The 16,360-nt window shown below is 70.3% G+C and carries 13 protein-coding genes and 4 pseudogenes; 7 read left to right on the top strand and 10 right to left on the bottom strand.

Translation table 11 applies throughout. The features are described 5' to 3' along the window. The first annotated feature begins 107 nt into the window (after positions 1-107). A complete protein-coding gene (locus tag ABD858_RS34360) occupies positions 108-1,064 on the top strand; it encodes a DUF389 domain-containing protein (RefSeq protein WP_345033620.1) in 957 nt (318 codons plus the stop codon). Positions 1,065-1,112: 48 nt separating this feature from the next. On the opposite strand, the gene ABD858_RS34355 is transcribed toward ABD858_RS34360, so the two are convergent. The 3 genes from ABD858_RS34355 to ABD858_RS34345 form a co-directional block, all read right to left on the bottom strand. Beyond that, complete coding sequence (locus ABD858_RS34355; protein WP_345033622.1) at positions 1,113-1,511, bottom strand: DUF4440 domain-containing protein; 399 nt, start codon at positions 1,509-1,511, stop codon at positions 1,113-1,115. A 554-nt stretch (positions 1,512-2,065) separates the two neighbouring features. After that, a complete protein-coding gene (locus ABD858_RS34350) occupies positions 2,066-2,260 on the bottom strand; it encodes a hypothetical protein (RefSeq protein ID WP_345033623.1) in 195 nt (64 codons plus the stop codon). A gap of 41 nt (positions 2,261-2,301) precedes the next feature. Further along, positions 2,302-2,949, bottom strand: a complete 648-nt coding sequence (locus ABD858_RS34345; protein ID WP_345044173.1) for a TNT domain-containing protein — start codon at positions 2,947-2,949, stop codon at positions 2,302-2,304. A 264-nt stretch (positions 2,950-3,213) separates the two neighbouring features. Here ABD858_RS34345 and ABD858_RS34340 point away from each other — a divergent pair, with 264 nt between their 5' ends. Next, positions 3,214-3,507 carry a hypothetical protein gene (locus ABD858_RS34340; protein ID WP_345033624.1) on the top strand — a complete coding sequence of 98 codons (294 nt, stop codon included), beginning with the start codon at positions 3,214-3,216 and terminating at the stop codon, positions 3,505-3,507. Positions 3,508-3,570: 63 nt separating this feature from the next. Here the strand turns inward: ABD858_RS34340 and ABD858_RS34335 are convergent, their stop codons facing one another. Beyond that, positions 3,571-4,452: an SMP-30/gluconolactonase/LRE family protein gene (locus ABD858_RS34335; protein ID WP_345033625.1), complete on the bottom strand. Its 882-nt coding sequence runs from the start codon at positions 4,450-4,452 to the stop codon at positions 3,571-3,573. 539 nt (positions 4,453-4,991) lie between these two features. Here ABD858_RS34335 and ABD858_RS34330 point away from each other — a divergent pair. Beyond that, positions 4,992-5,752 (top strand): annotated as a pseudogene (locus tag ABD858_RS34330) (phosphatase PAP2 family protein); the annotation flags it as partial. Here the strand turns inward: ABD858_RS34330 and ABD858_RS34325 are convergent. The 4 genes and pseudogenes from ABD858_RS34325 to ABD858_RS34310 all read right to left on the bottom strand — a co-directional run bounded on the left by ABD858_RS34325 (position 5,735) and on the right by ABD858_RS34310 (position 8,733). Further along, on the bottom strand, positions 5,735-5,884 hold the full coding sequence (locus ABD858_RS34325; RefSeq protein ID WP_425586122.1) for a hypothetical protein: 150 nt from the start codon (positions 5,882-5,884) through the stop codon (positions 5,735-5,737). The pseudogene ABD858_RS34330 and the gene ABD858_RS34325 sit on opposite strands and share 18 nt — an antisense overlap. Positions 5,885-5,931: 47 nt before the next feature. Next, positions 5,932-6,135, bottom strand: a complete 204-nt coding sequence (locus ABD858_RS34320) for a hypothetical protein (RefSeq protein WP_345045064.1) — start codon at positions 6,133-6,135, stop codon at positions 5,932-5,934. A gap of 208 nt (positions 6,136-6,343) precedes the next feature. Then, positions 6,344-7,621: pseudogene (locus tag ABD858_RS34315) on the bottom strand (FAD-dependent oxidoreductase); the annotation flags it as partial. 446 nt (positions 7,622-8,067) lie between these two features. Continuing rightward, positions 8,068-8,733 (bottom strand): TetR/AcrR family transcriptional regulator, encoded by a 666-nt coding sequence (locus tag ABD858_RS34310; protein WP_345033627.1) that lies wholly within the window; start codon positions 8,731-8,733, stop codon positions 8,068-8,070. Between the two features lie 82 nt (positions 8,734-8,815). On the opposite strand from ABD858_RS34310, the gene ABD858_RS34305 reads away from it, so the two are divergent. The 4 genes and pseudogenes from ABD858_RS34305 (at position 8,816) to ABD858_RS34290 (ending at position 13,902) form a co-directional block, all read left to right on the top strand. After that, positions 8,816-10,189 (top strand): GH1 family beta-glucosidase, encoded by a 1,374-nt coding sequence (locus tag ABD858_RS34305; RefSeq protein ID WP_345033629.1) that lies wholly within the window; start codon positions 8,816-8,818, stop codon positions 10,187-10,189. A 56-nt stretch (positions 10,190-10,245) separates the two neighbouring features. Beyond that, a complete protein-coding gene (locus tag ABD858_RS34300; RefSeq protein WP_345033631.1) occupies positions 10,246-11,469 on the top strand; it encodes an MFS transporter in 1,224 nt (407 codons plus the stop codon). A gap of 205 nt (positions 11,470-11,674) precedes the next feature. Further along, positions 11,675-11,842: pseudogene (locus tag ABD858_RS34295) on the top strand (CBS domain-containing protein); the annotation flags it as partial. Positions 11,843-11,970: 128 nt separating this feature from the next. Further along, positions 11,971-13,902: an NAD-binding protein gene (locus tag ABD858_RS34290; protein WP_345044175.1), complete on the top strand. Its 1,932-nt coding sequence runs from the start codon at positions 11,971-11,973 to the stop codon at positions 13,900-13,902. A gap of 4 nt (positions 13,903-13,906) precedes the next feature. Here ABD858_RS34290 and ABD858_RS34285 read toward each other — a convergent pair. Both ABD858_RS34285 and ABD858_RS34280 read right to left on the bottom strand, forming a co-directional pair. Continuing rightward, positions 13,907-14,530 (bottom strand): annotated as a pseudogene (locus ABD858_RS34285) (PucR family transcriptional regulator). A gap of 21 nt (positions 14,531-14,551) precedes the next feature. Continuing rightward, positions 14,552-16,243 carry an acetolactate synthase large subunit gene (locus ABD858_RS34280; RefSeq protein ID WP_345033633.1) on the bottom strand — a complete coding sequence of 564 codons (1,692 nt, stop codon included), beginning with the start codon at positions 16,241-16,243 and terminating at the stop codon, positions 14,552-14,554. Between the last annotated feature and the right edge of the window lie 117 nt (positions 16,244-16,360).

The raw sequence follows: 16,360 nt of genomic DNA, 5'->3' as shown, positions 1-16,360 counted from the left end.
CTGCTGACCCGCGGCATCGACGCACGGACCTGAGATCACCCGCCGCCTCGCCCACTCGCCTCGAAGCCCCCTCGCAGCAATGAGCACCGCCCGGTTAACCTGCCCCCATGCTGCACCTCCGCCTGCTCACCCCCGCCGACAAGACCGACGACGTGGTGCGCCTGATCGAGAAGACAGTCGGGACCACGCACCTCGTCGTGCTGCCGGGCGCCGCCCGCAACCCCGTCGGCGATCTCGTCCTGTGTGACGTCGCCCGCGAAGCAGGTGACGAACTCATCGGTGCGCTGCGGGCGTTCGGCCTCGACAAGACCGGCTCGATCGCCGTAGAGAACATCGACCTGTCGCTCTCCGAGCGCGCCGACAAGGCGGAGGAGGAGGCACCGGGCGAAGGCGCGGACGCGGTGTTGTGGGAGCACCTTGCAGATGCGACGCAGGAGGAGTCGACGCTGTCGATCACGTACGTCGCCTTCCTCACCCTCGCCACGATGATCGCGGCCTGCGGTGTCGTGCTCGACAATGCGATCCTGATCGTGGGCGCGATGGCGGTGGGCCCGGAGTTCGGGCCGCTGGCGGGCTTGAGCACGGCCCTGGTCCAGCGCGCCCCTCGGCTCGCGCTCCGCTCCCTGATGGCGCTCCTCGTGGGCTTCGCGGTCGCCATGGCGGTGACGGTGGGGTTCAGCTGGTTCATGGACGTGGCGGACCTGTTCAGCAAGGCCCAGTTGGAGAGCGAGCGGCCCAACACCAGTTTCGTCTACGCCCCCGACGCCTTCTCCTTCGTGGTGGCGGTGCTCGCGGGCATCGCCGGCACGCTCTCGCTGACCTCCGCCAAGTCGGGAGCCCTGGTCGGCGTCGCCATCTCCGTGACCACGGTCCCGGCCGCTGCCAACGCCGCGGTGGCCCTGAGCTATGGGGACACGAGTCAGACAGCCGGCTCGACGAACCAGCTGCTGCTGAACCTGCTCGGCATCGTACTTGCCGGCACACTCACCCTGCTGGCTCAGAAGTGGCTGTGGGCCGAGCGCCGTAACCGGGGCCGCCCATTCGTCCGCCAAAAGCCCAGGTGAGCAACCAAGTTCGCGTCCCAAGTCGAACCGGGACGTTCAACGACAAGCTCAGGGCCGGTCGTACCAGGCGAACGCTGCAATCCGCCAGCCCTCCGGGGTGCGGACGAACTGGAAAGTCTTGGTCCCGCCGCCCTCGAACGGCTCACCGTCCAGAATCCCGGACTTGCGGTACTCGACGAACCGCGACGCGATGTCGCCCGCGATCTCGGTCCGTTCGGAGGTTTCCCACTCGGAGAAATCGACCAGGCGACCGTCGGTGAGCAGCTGCCGGCGAGGCTCGATGAACTCGTCCACGGTGTAAACCGTGAACTTCGGGCGGGTATTGACGATCACGCCGCCCGGAAGAACCAGCCGACGGATCCGGCCCACGTCGGCGGCCTTGCCGCCCCGGTTGTCAAAAGCGCCGAAGAACTCGGCGGTCACCACGTCAATCTCCGTCTTGGGCACGGCGCGACTCTACCGTCCGACCTCGGTGACCTCACGACTGCCCGCGTTGACCAAGGCCGCCGCGAACGCGGCGGCCTGGAGCGCCGTCGTCATGTGCTGCGCCGGACACGGCCGGCGCGCCCCGACCAGGGCCGCCCGGGCGGTGTCCCCTGCGTGGATCTCGCTCTGGCCCGGTCGGAGCCGATGAACCACCGTCGGTTCAGCCGGAGGCCGGCGAGGTGCCTGCTGACCGTCCGGCGGCTGACAGGTGTCCCGGCTGGAGTGAGTACGCGCTCGATGAGCCGACGACGTCCCTTGCCGGAGAGCGGTGCGTCTCTGTTCGTCATGCCATTCTCCTGGCCAGTGGGGTCGCTGCTTGGGAGGCTCACGCCACGCCGAGGAGGAACAGTCCGCAGGCCGTCACGAACAGTCATCCGGGATGGGACGCATGGCGAGGCCGGCGAGGCTGACGCCCGTGACCGTCCCCCGTCCCTCCCCCCGCAACAGGAGAGCCCCGAAGCGTGAAGTTCGGTCGAAGTACGTGGAGTGAGAAGGAGGCCCTCATGCTGGGGTGATCAGATGCCGAGCAGGGTACGGAGGTGGGCGCATGCTCCCGCCTCCGTGGCATGCTCGGCGACCGGCTCGTACGCGCCACGCTCGAACACCCCCGTCTCCCAACCGCCGGTCGGCCGCGCACGCAGATAGACGAAGTCAGTTGGGGTGGGCACAGGTTCGTGGACGCCCTCGATCCAGTAGTGCTCGGCGGGCACTCCAGCCTCCCGAAGTGCCCGTTCGAGTGTCTGCCGGTGGCTCACGCGGGGACGCGGACCAGATAGCCGTGGTCCAACAGCCACTTGACGTTCAGGCGCTGCCCCTCGCCTGGGGCGAGAAAGGCCGGGTCCAGCTTGATCTGCCGGCCACCGCCCGGCTGCTCGAACCAGGGTGCGATGGAGCCCTCCCAGACGAGGAACGGCTTGGTCACCTCGTACGTGTGGTAGTCGCACGGGAAGGCCGCATCCCGGGTGTTGAGGTTCTGTGGGGGCAGCGCACGCTTGGCGTACGGATCGCCGGCCGGGGCGAGGTACGAGCCGTACTCGGAGCCGAACCGGTCCAGGCGCTCGCCCTCGTCCAGCACCTCGGGGGCCTTGTCGACGGTGCCGTTGACCTCGGCGAAGCCGTCGTTCGGCGGGTACTTCCAGCTTCCGGTGTCGACCGGCCCCTCCCAGTACTTCTTGAGGAAGTCGGCTGACGAGAGCTTTCCGGTGCGGTGGTAGCGGTTGAGCAGCGGCCCGACAGGCGCCTGCCACTTCCGCGGCAGGTGCTGCGGGCCGAGCCGCTTGTCGCCCTCGAACTCGCCGGTGCAGGGGGCCGACGGCACGGCGACGACCGGGGAAGCGGCAGGCTCGGCCGAGGCCGCCTGGGCGGAAGGGGCGGCTGCGAGGGCGGCGGTGACACCCATCGCGGTGAGGACGGCGCGGATCCTCAAGTCGGTACGGCTGCGCTCCACGCGGGTCTCCTTCAATGAGCACTGTCGATGCGCGACACACAGTAGTGAATTCTTGACAGACGGCGACTGGCGTCGGGGGTGAATCGGCGATCGTGTCGAGGACCGTGCGGACACCCCCCAGTCAGCCCGTACCGAGCGGGCGAGATGACGGCGGCGTTGCCTCCGGCAGCGGTGCCCTTGACGAACTGACCGGCTGAACAGGGAGAACCCTGCCGCTTGGGCGTGACTCAAGACGCCGACTACTACCTCGACGTGAGCATCCTGCCGCGGGCGATGGAGGCCGGCATGTGGATCGCAGTGCGGCTCAGCAACTACGGCAACCTCGCCGTGGTGACCACACCGCGGCCGGACGGCAATGCCGGTCCGGATCAGGCCGTGGCGGACGGTGCGCTGTCCGAAAGGGATCGTCGGCAGTGGTGTCAGCTGGTGGTGGGCCAGGACCGTAGCAGCGCGGCGATCTTCGCGGCGGTGCAGGCGGGACAGATCGCGCGGGCCCGCGCTTTCGGGTAAATGGAGCCCGCCGGGTGCGCTTCGCGCACCCGGCGGGCTGCCCTCGACCGGAGCCTCCGCGCTCTACAGCGGAACGCTGACGACGGTGGAAGATGTCGCCGGGTCCGACCAGTCCGCATCGAACCGAGCGTTGACGACATAGAGGCGGCCCCCGTGAACGGCCGCTGTGGTGGGCTCGTCGAAGCGGGGGTCGGTGATGCGCTTGACGAAAGTCCCGCGGGTGCCGTCACCACTGAGCCGGAACACATCGATGGCGTAAGCCCAGTTGCGCACGACGTACAGGGTTCGGCCATGGACGACCAGGCCGTCTCCGTTGCTGACCGCCCCGCCGTCAAGGGCAGTCCGGGTGGCCTCCCCGGTGCGCGGGTCGACACGGTAGAGCGCCGACACGTTGTCGTTCACGATCAGCAGCGCCCTGCGGTCCGGCGTCAGCGCGATGCCGTTGGATCCCCAGACTTCTCCGCCGGGCGGCGTCGGCGCCCAGGCGCCGCCCAGCGGCAGCCTGCGCAGGGCAGAGGTCCCTGGCAGGGCCGGGCGCAGAGGCAGGTGGTACAGGACGTCGTTGAAGGAGTCCGTGAACCAGGCTCCTCCACAACCCACCACGACGTCGTTCACAAAAGTCGTGCCGGTTTCCGCCCGCCAGGATGCCAGCAGACGGCCGTCGTGCCGGTGGACGACACGGATCTCGCCGCTGTCGCCTCCCGCGACGAGCAGTCTTCCGTACGGATCGACCTTGAGACCGACCGATATCGGTCCCTGTCCCTCTCTGATGATCCGCCCACGTCCGGTGGCCAGTTCGGTCCGGTAGATCGAGCCGTCGAGCAGCGAGCCCGTGTACGCAACGGCACCCGGACCGATGGCGATCCCCTCGGGCTGGAAGCCCGGCGGAGTGGCTATCGCGTCCGGCCAGGATGCGCCGGTGCCGGCCTGGGCGACGGAAGCCAACGGCCCTACCAGGGCGGCACCGCCGAGCGCCGCAGCTGTGCCGATGAGATGACGACGAGTTAATGAGCGTGCCACAGTGCGGGTCCCTCCGACGGTGGAACAGCCAGATCTCCGGGCTGACGCTGACACCTCAGCACACCTTGTGGCGCATGACAGCACCGCATCCCCACCATTCACAAGGGAATGATGAAGCTCCTCTTCTGCCCCTCCGCCGACTGCCGGCTGCTACGGCACCCCGGGTGGCGCGGACGGGCGTCAGCGCGCCGGCGAGCGCCGCGGCAGGCGGGGCGTCGGCCATGCGGTGTCCCAGTACCGGCCCGCCCACGTCTCGGCGTCCGCGAACGGCCCAACCATCCCCCGGGGCGGCCATCCCCTCGTGGTCCTGCGGGCCATGAAGGCACGTGAGGCCGCAGCGCGGGGTGGCGGCACGTCGGCGCCTGGCAGGTGGTCCGTCGGCCGTCAACCCTGCCGATCGGCAGGGGCACAGCCTCCCGAACGGCAGGGGTGCGCGGCGCGGTCCGTTCCTACGGTCGGTGGGCATGGACGCAGACTCTCGTATCCGACCCGGCCGAACCCACAGGGGACGGCTCCGCACCGGCCGCCGGGCGGCGACCGCGGCCCGGCCCCGGCTTTCGGCCGGCGTCGTCCTCCTCGCCCCCGCGGTGGCCTGTGGCGGGGCCGCCGGGGTGGCGGCGTTGGTCCCGGGCGGTGTCGGCCGGGCCGAACCGGTGGCCGTCACGGATGGCACGTCGGTCGACGCGTACCGGGCGGTCACCGGGTGGGTCGCCGACGCGAGCACCGGGACCGGCACCCTGCTCGGCCTCGCCACCGAGGGGGTGCTGGTGGTCCTCGGGCTGCTGGCAGTCGTGGCGGGCTGGCGGGCCCTGCGGGACCGGGACGCCGTCCGCTCGGTGGGCGTGCTGCTCACCGTCGTCGGCGCCTGTGCCGCGTACACGCTGAGCGAGGCGCTGAAACTCGTCGTGGACGAGGAACGGCCCTGCCGTGCGGTACAGGGCGCTGTGGCGGCGGCGGTGTGCCCGGAGCCGGGCGACTGGTCGTTCCCCAGTAACCACGCCACCCTCTCGGTCGCGGTCGCCACCGGGCTCGCGATGTGCCGGCCCCGGTGGGCGTGCTGACACTGCCGCTCGGGACGCTGGGCGCCGTGCTGCGGGTCGCGGTCGGCGTGCACTACCCGCACGACGTGATGGCCGGGGCGCTGCTGGGCGCCGCCGTGACCGTGGCGGTGGTCCTGGTGGGCCGCCCGTACGCGGTGCGTGTCTGGTCAGCCGTGTGGGCGCGGCGCGTGAACCGTCTCGCCCGTGAGCGCGGGTGGGGCCGGGGGGATCAGTCCGGCCTGGTGGGCCACGACGGCGGCCGCGGCCCGGTTCTCCACCCCGAGGCGTGCCAGGATCGAGCTGACGTAGGACTTCACAGTGCCCTCGGTCAGATGCAGGCGGCGCGCGATACTGGCGTATGCCGTCAGCAGGGTGTCGGCCCGCAGCCGCAGTTCGGGGGTTTCCGCCCGGCGACGCTGACGGACATCACTTCGCTGCCGACGGCATGGGCGAGGCTGACGTCCGGAGTGGTGCTTGTGCCGACGAGCGGATACGGGTACCAACTGTCGGGCTTCTCGTCGTCGGCGTTCCGGACGCCGAGTTCGATGGTGTCCCCATCGGAGTCCATCACTCGTGAGCCCGATTTCCGTTCATGGCCGCAAGTCCCGTTGCGGTTGCCGGTCAGCACAGCCACGAGTGGACGCGGCCTTCTTGCCGCGCTCGAGGGCGGGGATTGTGGGCGCCGCCGATACCACCGGACAGGCGCATACGCACTGCGGTCGGTACGACCGGACGGTCCGCAGCACTGCCTGCCGCGAGCGCAGGCAGGTCCGGCCTCAGGACGCCGGCCGGCCTGGCAGGGTCTGACGTTCGCGGTCGTCGTCTTGCGTGCGGACGAGGTTGCCCTCCTGCGCCCGGTGCTCGTGCACAAGCCGAACCGCCATTGCCCCTTCGCCCGCGGCGGAGGCCACTCTCTTGACGGACCCGCTCCTGACATCGCCGGCCGCGAAGACGCCGGGCAGCGTGGTTTCCAGCATCAGTGGTCCGCGTCCCGGCGGTGCCCACACATCCGGGTCGCCCCGGGCCTCGGCCTCGGGGCCGGTGAGGACGAATCCGTGAGAATCCAGCGCGATGACGTCCTTGAGCCACTCGGTGGGCGGCCGGGCCCCGATGAAGACGAACAGGGCGCGGGCCCGCAGCTCCCAGCTGTCCCCGGTGACGTTGTTCCGGAGGACCAGCGCTTGCAGGACACCCTCCCCACGCACCTCGTGCACCTCGGTGTTGAGCAGTACCTTCACCTTCGGTTGGCGTTGCACTTGGTCGACGAGATAGCGCGACATGTCCCTGCCGAGGTCGCCGTGCCGGACGAGCAGATGCACCTCGGGGGTGAACTGGGCGAGGAACAGCGCTCCCTGGCCGGCGGAGTTGCCCCCGCCGACCACGGCCACCGGGTCCATCCGGCACATGTTCGCCTCGAGGATCGTGGCGGCGTAGTACACACTGCTGCCCTCCAGTCGCTGGATGCCCGGGACGTCGAGCCGGCGGAAGCGCGCCCCCAGGGCCAGGACGACCGTGCCGGCCTCGGTCTCGGAACCGTCCGCGAAGGTGACGGCGTAGTGGCCGCCGCGGGGTGCGAGCGCCGTGACCTCGGCGGGCACCGTGATCCGCGCGCCGAACTTGCGCGCCTGGAGCACCGCGCGCTCGATGAGTTCGGCCCCCGAGATCCCGGAGGGGAAGCCCAGGTAGTTCTCGATACGCGAGGAGGTGCCGGCCTGGCCTCCGGTGGCGACCGCGTCGACGGTGACGACGGCGAGACCGTCGGACGCGCCGTACACGGACGTGGCGAGCCCGGCCGGGCCCGCACCGATCACCAGCACATCGCACCGGGCGCTGTCGGGCGCCGGTACGGAAAGCCCGATGAGGCGGGCGAGCTCCGCGTTGTCGGGATTGCGCAGTACTTGGCGCCCTCTCCAGATGACGACCGGCGTCTCTTCCGGCCGGATGCCGAACCTGCGCAGCATTGCCTCGGCCTGATCGTCCTTCTCCAGATCGATCCAGCGGTGCGGCAGACGGTTCCGTGCGGCGAACTCGCGCAGCCGCAAGGTATCCGGCGCCGGTCACGGAGTCCCACGAACCGTTCGCTCAGGACGCCGGCGATCGCGCCGGGCGCTGCGCTGCTCACCGCGAGCCGTTCGACGGGAAATCCCTGGTCGGAGAGGTGGTCGACCGCGTGTTCCCCCTCCACGTACGTGGTGCGTCTGTTCCCCTCGTCCATGTCCGCTCCTTTCCGGAACGGCGCGAAGCGCCACGGTTCCCCGTGACGGCTCCGGCGTCGCGGCCACCGGCATTCCGGATGCCTGCGCCTGCGGACCCCAGTGAACTCTCGACCTTTCATTACAAAACTCTCACGGGTTAGCAAATTTGTGCAAATAGAATCGGATCAATGCGCGTCGCTGCCGAGCAGCTCATGGACATGGTTCAGCCAACCGCGGGCCACGATCGACGGGCGTGTGCCTGCGCCGGGCGCACCGTCCGGCAAGGACTCCCGTGTGGCCGGACGTCACCGCGCGCCCGTGTCCGTCGGCGGCCCCTGGCTCAGATAGGCCCGTAGCAGCCTTTTGCACTCGGCGATGAGCGCGGGATCGCCGTCGGCGTCGTGCCGGAAGGCGAGTCCGAGTACGGCTTCAGCGGATTCCAGGGCCACGCGGACGGCGACCGGTGTGATGTGCGGGCCGAGGGCGTCACGGGTGAGTGCCCACAGGCGATCGGCGACGGCGGTGTTGTCGTCGGCTCCGGCATCGAGCAGCTGTCCGGTGTCCTCACGTCCGACCGCCCCGAAGTCCACGACGCCGAAACCCGGCACGGAACGGCGCATGGCGACGAATTCCTCGACGGCCAGGTCCACGACACCGGCCGTACTGCCCGGCGCCTCGGCTGCCATCCGCCGGGCGAGCCGATCGGTGTAGCGCTCCAGATTGCGAAGGGCCAGCGCGCTGAGCAGAGCATCCCTGCCGGAGAAGAACTGGTAGAGGGTGCCGATCGGCACCCTCGCCCTGCGCGCCACCTCCTTCGTGGTCAGGGCCACATATCCGACCTCGTCCAGGAGCTCCGCGCACGCGTCGATGATGCGTTCCACTCGCTCGGTGCTGCGCCGCTGCACAGGCCTGCGTCGCAGTGCCGCGTCCCGTGAGGTGACCGGTGGCGCCGTATTCGTCTCGTCCCGCACGGTGCAACTGTGCCGGATGGGGCGTACCGTTGGCGAGCCATCAATGATGAGCCCTACTCATGTTTAATGGGAGGAGCGCACCATGAACCGTCCACACCACCCGCCTCTGCCCGACGGCTTCGTCTGGGGGGTCGCCACCGCCGCTCACCAGATCGAGGGAGCCGTCGACGAGGACGGCCGGGGGCCGTCCGTGTGGGACACCTTCGCTGCCCGTCCCGGCACGGTCCGTGACGGTCACACCGGCGCGGTCGCGTGCGACCACTACCACCGCTATGCGGAGGACGTGTCCCTGCTTCAGGCCCTGGGAGTGGACGCCTACCGCTTCTCGATCGCCTGGTCGCGTGTCCAGCCGTCCGGTTCCGGCCCGGTCAACTCACGGGGTCTGGACTTCTACGACCGGCTCACCGACGCACTCCTCGCCGTCGGAGTCACGCCGGTTCCCACTCTCTTCCACTGGGACTTGCCGCAGGCACTGGAGGACGAGGGAGGCTGGCTGCACAGGGACACCGCCGCCCGTTTCGCCGAGTACGCGGCGCTCGTCGCAGACCGGCTGGCGGACCGGACGCAGCGCTGGATCACTCTCAACGAGCCCTTCGTGCACATGGCTTACGGCTATGCCCTGGGGGTCCACGCGCCCGGCCGCGCGCTGATGCTCGACGCCCTGCCGGCCGCGCATCACCAGCTCCTGGGCCATGGAATGGCGGCGACGGCGCTGCGCGATTCCGGGGCGGCCGAGGTACTCCTCGTCAACAACTGCACCCCGGTACGGGCAGCGGGCCCCACGGCCGAGGACCGAGCGGCGGCGGAAGCGTACGACACCCTGCACAACCGCCTCTTCAACGACCCGGTCCTGCTGGGGCGTTACCCGGACCTCTCGGTCTTCGGAGCCGGTGAGGACCTGCGCGGGGCGGTCCGGGACGGCGATCTCGACATCATCGGCGCGCCGGTCGACGCGCTCGGCGTCAACTACTACAACCCTACCTGGGTCGCCGCCCCGGACGGCCCCGGTCTGCCCTTCGCCGAGGCCGACGTCCAGGGGTACGAGCGGACGGCCTTCGGCTGGCCCGTTGTGCCGGACGGCCTCACGGAACTGCTCATCGGCCTCAAGGACCGTTACGGTGCCGCCCTGCCGCCGGTGTTCATCACGGAGAACGGCTGCTCCCAGCACGACGTGGTGACGGACGGCAAGGTCGCCGACCCAGGCAGGATCGCCTATCTCGACGGGCACGTGGGCGCGGTCACCGAGGCCGTCCAGGCGGGCGTGGACGTGCGCGGCTACTTCGCCTGGACGCTGATCGACAACTTCGAGTGGGCCGAGGGCTACCACCAGCGATTCGGTCTCGTGCATGTGGACCACGTATCACAGGTCCGCACGCCCAAGGACTCCTTCGCGTGGTACCGGGATCTCATCGCCGCTCATCGGAGGGCGCACGCCAAGCCCCACTCCTCAATATGAGTGAAAGTCATGTTCCGTGCTCCGGCCGGGACACACCACCACCACGCGGAGAAGGCGTGCCGGACGTGCCGTCGGTCCGTGTCACGGGCCGGTGGACCGCCGCGCTCAGCCTTGCGACGCTCGCCGTGTTCATGGCGTTCTTCACCCCCATTCAGATCCTGCTGCCACTCCAGCTCGCTCATGTCGACGCGGCGTCCAAAGCGTCGGCGCTGGCCTGGGTCACCGGCTTCGGCGCGCTGGTGGCCCTCCTGGCCAACCCTCTGGCGGGTGCCCTGTCAGACCTTACGACGAGCCGCTTCGGACGCCGCAGGCCATGGATCGCGGGCGGCGCACTCGCGGGGGCCGTGGGGCTCGTGCTCACCTCGCACCAGCAGAGCGTGCCCGGAATCACCGCGGGATGGTGCCTCGCCCAGGCGGGACTCAACGCCATGCTCGCGGGGGTGACCGCACCCGTCGCCGACCAGGTGCCGGTCGGACAGCGGGCGGCGGTGTCCGGCTGGACGGGTATCACGCAGTCGCTGGGCCTGGTGCTCGGCGCACTGCTCGTCACCACCGTCACCGACGACGTAGGGTCCGACTACCTGCTGATCGCCCTGCTGACCGTGGCCTTCGCCTTGCCGTACACCCTCTGCTTCAGCGAGCCGCTGTTGCCTCGCCGATCGCGCCGACCGCTGCGGCCCGTCCTTCTGCTGACCGGTCTGTGGGTCAGCCCGCGCCGGCACCCCGACTTCGCCTGGGCCTGGCTCAGCCGTTTCCTGATCAACCTGGGCAACGCCCTCGGCACGCTCTACCTGTTGTACTACTTGACCGACGAGGTTCACCTGAGGGACCCCGACTCCGGGGTGCTGATCCTCACTCTCCTCTACACCGGCGCGGCGGCGTGCACGGCTGTCCCGGTGGGTGTCGTCTCCGACCGACTGGGCCGCCGCAAGCCCTTCGTCGTGGGCTGCTCCGTCGTGATGGCCGCCGCGGCTCTGATGCTCGCGACCGCGCACAGCTGGCCCGCCGTCATGGCGGCAGCCGTGGTTCTCGGCGCCGGCTTCGGCGTCTACATCGCCGTCGACCAGGCCCTGGTCACCCAGGTACTGCCCACCGCCGAGAACCGCGCCAAGGACCTCGGCGTGATCAACATCGCCAACTCCGGCCCCCAGGTGCTCGCACCGGCCCTCGCCGCCCCGGTCGTCGCCCATCTCGGCGGCTATCCGGCGCTGTACGTGGTGACGGCGGGGGTGACGGTCGCGGGCGGAGTTCTCGTGGGGAGAATCCGCGGCGTCCGCTGACGACGTGTCCGGTATCCGCCGTGGGTATCCCCTCAAGTCGCCGGGGCGCTTCTGCTCGGAGGGCTCAGCACCTCCCCGTCCGTCGCGTCTGCTGCCCCGGACATGGCCAACTCTCAGACGGCGGACGGTGCGACGATCCCCTTGGCCGACTCATGACGTTCCCCGCCGAGTACCCGGGGCGGCTACATCGTCGACGCGGACGGCCACCGCGCTGGAGGTCTCGGCGCTCATGGCACGGGTACGCAGCCCGCTCGTGGCAGTGGTGGAGAAGGACAAGACCGGCACGCACCTGCTCGGTGTGATCACCGCCTCGCATCTGCTCCACGAGCTCCTCGGAGCAGCGGGCACCCAGAGTGAGGTCCCCGGGGAGTGACGCCGCGGAGCGGCCCCGTATGGTCCCCCAGAAACCTCGAAGTAACCCTGTCCCCTGGCCATGGAGTCTTGGCAAACGTGTCCTCACTTCTTCCTCAGCAGACTCAAAGCGGCGTACCCGCAGGGCAGATGATCGTGTGCGGCGACGACGCGCTGGCCGCCCGGCTCGCGGCCGAGTTGCACGACGTCTACGGGGAGCGGGTGACGCTCGTCCTCCCTCCGGTTCGGTCCTCCGCGAGTCGGAGGCCGTCCATGGCGCCGAACCGAAGCCGGGCTTCGACGCTGATCGGACGGATGTCCGCGGCAATGAGCAGGCCGGGGGTCGCCGACCAGACCGGGTCCAGTGGCGAGTTCCTCCTCCCCGTACGCGAGATGGAGGCCGCCGAGCCGTCGGAGGAGGTGCTGCGCGAGGCCGGTGCGGAACGAGCCACGGCTTTGGCCCTCGTGTACGACGACGACGAGAGCAACATCAGGACCGCGCTGGCCGCCCGGCGGCTCAACCCACGGCTGCGGCTCGTCATCCGCCTGTACAACCGCAAGCTGGGCCAGCATCTGGAGGAGCTTCTCGACCAGGCCGCCGTGGTCGCCGTGCCGGGCCTGGACCTGGCCGCGCTGGACGCCTCCACCACCGTGCTGTCCGACGCCGACACCGCCGCCCCGGCACTCGCCGCCACTGCCGTGACCGGTACGAGCAAGGTCGTCCAGGCCGACGGGCTGCTTCTGCGTGCCGTGGAGCGCACCCCGCCGGGACGTGGTGCGGTCTCCGATCCCGGCCTGTGCACGCTCGCACTGCTGTCGTCGACCACCGATGATCCAGCCGGCGCGGAAGGCTCGGACAACAGCGGCCCGCGGGGGCCGTTGCTCCTGCCCGACGACGCCATGGTCGCGGCAGCCACCAGGCGCGGCACCGTGGTGCTGGAGACCGTCTCGTACGCCGGGCCGCCGGTGCAGGCTCGCCGCTTGGCAGGACGGTTCGCGCCGCTCGGGGACGTCTTCTCCCGTCGGCTGCGCCGGGCGCTCGCCGGAGTCCTGGCAACCGTGGCCGCCCTGACGGTCGCGTCCTGGCTCACCATCGGGGACCACCCGCTGCACGCCGCCTATCTGGTACTCCTCGACCTCTTCGCCATCGGGGACCCGGCCGTCGGGGAACCGACCACCCGCCAGGTGCTCCAGCTCCTCGCCGGGCTGGTCGGCCTCGCGGTGCTGCCCATCCTGGTGGCCGGGTCGCTGGAAGCCCTCGGCGCGTTCCGGGGGACGGCTTCACTGCGCCGCCCTCCACGGGGGTTGGCGGGACATGTGGTGCTGCTCGGCCTCGGCAAGGTCGGCACCCGGGTGCTGACCAGGCTGCGAGAACTGGACATCCCGGTGGTGTGCGTGGAGGGGGACCCCGAGGCCCGGGGCATCCCGGTCGCCCGTCGGCTGCGCGTCCCCGTGGTGCTGGGCGACGTCACCCAGGAAGGCGTACTGGAAGCCGCCAAGATCCACCGGGCGGATTCCCTGCTCGCCCTGACCAGCGCTGATACGACCAACCTGGAAGCGGCTCTGTACGCCCGTGCCGTGAAACCGGAACTGCGAGTGGCGCTGCGGCTCTACGACGACGACTTCGCCACCGCCGTCTACCGCACCCTGCGCGCCGCCCACCCCGAGGCCCTCACCCGCAGCCGCAGTGTGTCCAGCCTCGCCGCGCCCGCGTTCGCCGGGGCGATGATGGGACGGCAGATCCTGGGCGCCATCCCCGTGGAACGCAAGGTGCTGCTCTTCGCCGCGCTCGATGTGGCCGGTCACCCGCAGTTCGAGGGCCGGACTGTCGCGGAGGCGTTCAAGGCAGGGGCGTGGCGGGTGATCGCCCTGGACACGGCGGAGCCCGCCGAACGCCGACCGGACCTCGCCGTCTCCCGCCCGGACGACGACCGTCGGACCGGCGCCGAACTGCTGTGGGATCTCCACCCCGGTCACGTCCTGAAACCGGAGGACCGGGTCGTCGTCGCCGCGACGCGCCGCGGACTGGCTGAACTCCTCGGACGGCGGCCGGCGCCTCACCCGGACCTGCGAAGGGCGTGACTGGTCACAGCTCCTGGGCCGGCCGGTCCAGGAGGCGGGCTCCGACCAGCGCCGTCCGGAGTGTGCAGCGGTGCACGGGGGCGCCCGGTCGGAGCCGGTCAGTTTGTGGATACGATCGAACCGGTACGTCATCGCCCACACGCTCAGGGAGAGCCGCCGGGCGGCCTCGGCGGCCACGCAACCGGTGTCGAAGTACGCGGTGAGGGTGTCAATCAGCGGCTGGGCACCGCCGCGGGCCTGCTGGAGCGGGCCGAGAACGCTCAGAACCAGGTCGGCCGTGGCCTGCCGGTCGCGGGTGAGCACCGGGTAGACCAGAAGATCGGCTGCGTTGCGGCATCGGGTCCTCCAGGTTCATCCGGGCCGCCAGGTCGAGAGTGTTCAGGGCCTCCTCGTCATCGTCGATGAACTCGCGGCGGGCAGCCTCCTCCTGACGTATCGCGAGTTGCTGGGCCCGCTCATGGCCCTCGGAGAAGGCATCCACGGCCTGCTCGACGACGACGAGCAGATGACCGACGGCGGAGAACGGCAATCGGCGCAGGACCGACTGTGCCGCCGAAAGGTGTGCCCGGACCAGGACACGCAACCCGATGCCTGCCTCCGCGGCCCGCTCGCCGCGGAGACGGAGCAATTCACGTCATCCGGAAATGTCTCAGAAGGGACCGTGGAGTGCCCCGAGTTTGTCGGTCAGGCGCAGGTTCTCGGAGTAGTCGACGGGGCAGGCGATCACGGACACGGCGTCGTCGTCCAGCGCGCGCTGCAGCGCGGGCAGCAGCTGGGCGGCCGCCTCGACCAAGTAGCCGCGGGCGCCGAAGCTCTCTGCATAGGCGACCAGGTCCGGGTTGGTGAAGCGGGTGTGGCTGTGGCGGCCGAGCTCGAGATCCATCTTCCAGGTGATCAGGCCGTATTCCTCGTCGACCAGGACGAGGACGACCAGGGGGATGTGTTCGCGGACGGCGGTCTCCAGTTCCTGGGAGTTCATCAAGAACGAGCCGTCGCCCATCATCGCCAAGACCCTCCGTTCGGGCCTGGCGAGCTTGGCGGCGATCGCTCCGGGCAGCGCGAATCCCATGGTGGACAGGCCGTTGGAGAGCAGGCAGGTGTCCGGCTCGTACGCCGGGTACAGCCGAGCCATCCACATCTTCCCGGCACCGGTGTCGGCGAGCACGATGTCGTGGCGGTCCAGTGCGGTGCGGACGTCGGCGACGACTCGCTGCGGGACCAGCGGGAACGACTCGTTGTCGCGTCCGTACTGCAGTTCCTCGCCGAGCAGCGCCCGGATCTTCTCGCCGGCATCCGTGTCGTATGCGGGCCGGTCGGGCAGTGCTGCCGCCAGCGCGTCCAGTGCTTGGGAGAGGTCGCCCTCCACTCCGACCGTCACCGGGTAGTGAGCGTCCACCTCGGCGGGGAAACGGTGCAGGTGCACGATTCGCTTGTCGCCGTGGGGATTGATCTTCCGGGGGTCGAACTCCTGGACCTCGTATCCCACGCAGATGAGGGCATCGGCCGCATCGAAGCCGAAGTTGCCGTAGTCGTGGCGCATGAAGCCGACCGCGCCCAGCGCGTTCGGATGGTCATCGGGGAAGACGCCCTTGCCGTGAAAGGTGGTCGCCACGGGCACGTTCAGTCGCTCAGCGAAGCGCACCAGTGCCGCCGAGGCCCCGGCCCTGGCGGCGCCGTGGCCGGCGAGTACGACGGGGCGCCGCGCCGCCTTGAGCACCTCGGCGGCCCGTGCGATCTGGGAGTCCGAGGGGGCGTCGGCATGCACGGTGTCGACCTGGAGAGGGGCGAGCGGCGTCGTGGGGTGCGCGGCTTCGATGTCCTCGGGGACGGCCAGGAAGACGGCACCGGGGCGTTCGCTCTGCGCGGTCTTGAACGCCTTGCGCACCATCTCCGGCACTGCGTCCGGGCTCTGGACGCGGGCCGACCATTGGGTAACGGGAGCGAACATGGACACCAGGTCGATGACCTGGTGCGACTCCTTGTGGACCCGGCCCAGCGAGCCTTGGGCGGCCAGGGCCACCATCGGTGTGCTGTTGGTCGTTGCGTCCGCGGTGCCCAGCAGCAGATTGATCGCGCCGGGCCCCAGCGTGGCCGAGCACACTCCCGCCCGGCCGGTCAGCCGCCCGTAGATCTCCGCCATGAAGGACGCGCCCTGCTCGTGGCGCACCAGGACGTAACGGATCTCGGAGCCGTTCAGCGCGTCGACGAAGCGGATGTTCTCCTCACCGGGGATCCCGAAGACATACTCCACGCCCTCGGCCTCCAGACAGCGCACCATCAGGTGCGCGACGTCCTCTGCGGTCGCTGTGCTCCGGTAACCGGGCGTGCGCTGGGTGTCCACGGGCCGAACTTAGGCAGGCCGTGCCGCACCGGCCACCCATCATCGGCCGAGCGGGCGAGAGCCCGCCCGTCCCCCGTGCCGATCGGCCTCACACGCTCCGGCGGCACGGCGCCCGTT

The organism is Streptomyces sannanensis (assembly GCF_039536205.1).
Classification (GTDB): domain Bacteria; phylum Actinomycetota; class Actinomycetes; order Streptomycetales; family Streptomycetaceae; genus Streptomyces; species Streptomyces sannanensis.
The sequence above is the reverse complement of the archived record's forward strand: the minus strand, read 5'-3'. Positions and strand labels throughout refer to the sequence as shown.

Bases quoted from the DNA above. Each gene is read 5' to 3' on its own strand.
- ABD858_RS34305 (WP_345033629.1), top strand. From the start codon at position 8,816: ATGAACCGTCCACACCACCCGCCTCTGCCCGACGGCTTCGTCTGGGGG.
- ABD858_RS34290 (WP_345044175.1), top strand. From the start codon at position 11,971: ATGATCGTGTGCGGCGACGACGCGCTGGCCGCCCGGCTCGCGGCCGAG.
- ABD858_RS34345 (WP_345044173.1), bottom strand. From the start codon at position 2,949: ATGGGTGTCACCGCCGCCCTCGCAGCCGCCCCTTCCGCCCAGGCGGCC.
- ABD858_RS34360 (WP_345033620.1), top strand. From the start codon at position 108: ATGCTGCACCTCCGCCTGCTCACCCCCGCCGACAAGACCGACGACGTG.
- ABD858_RS34320 (WP_345045064.1), bottom strand. From the start codon at position 6,135: ATGGACTCCGATGGGGACACCATCGAACTCGGCGTCCGGAACGCCGAC.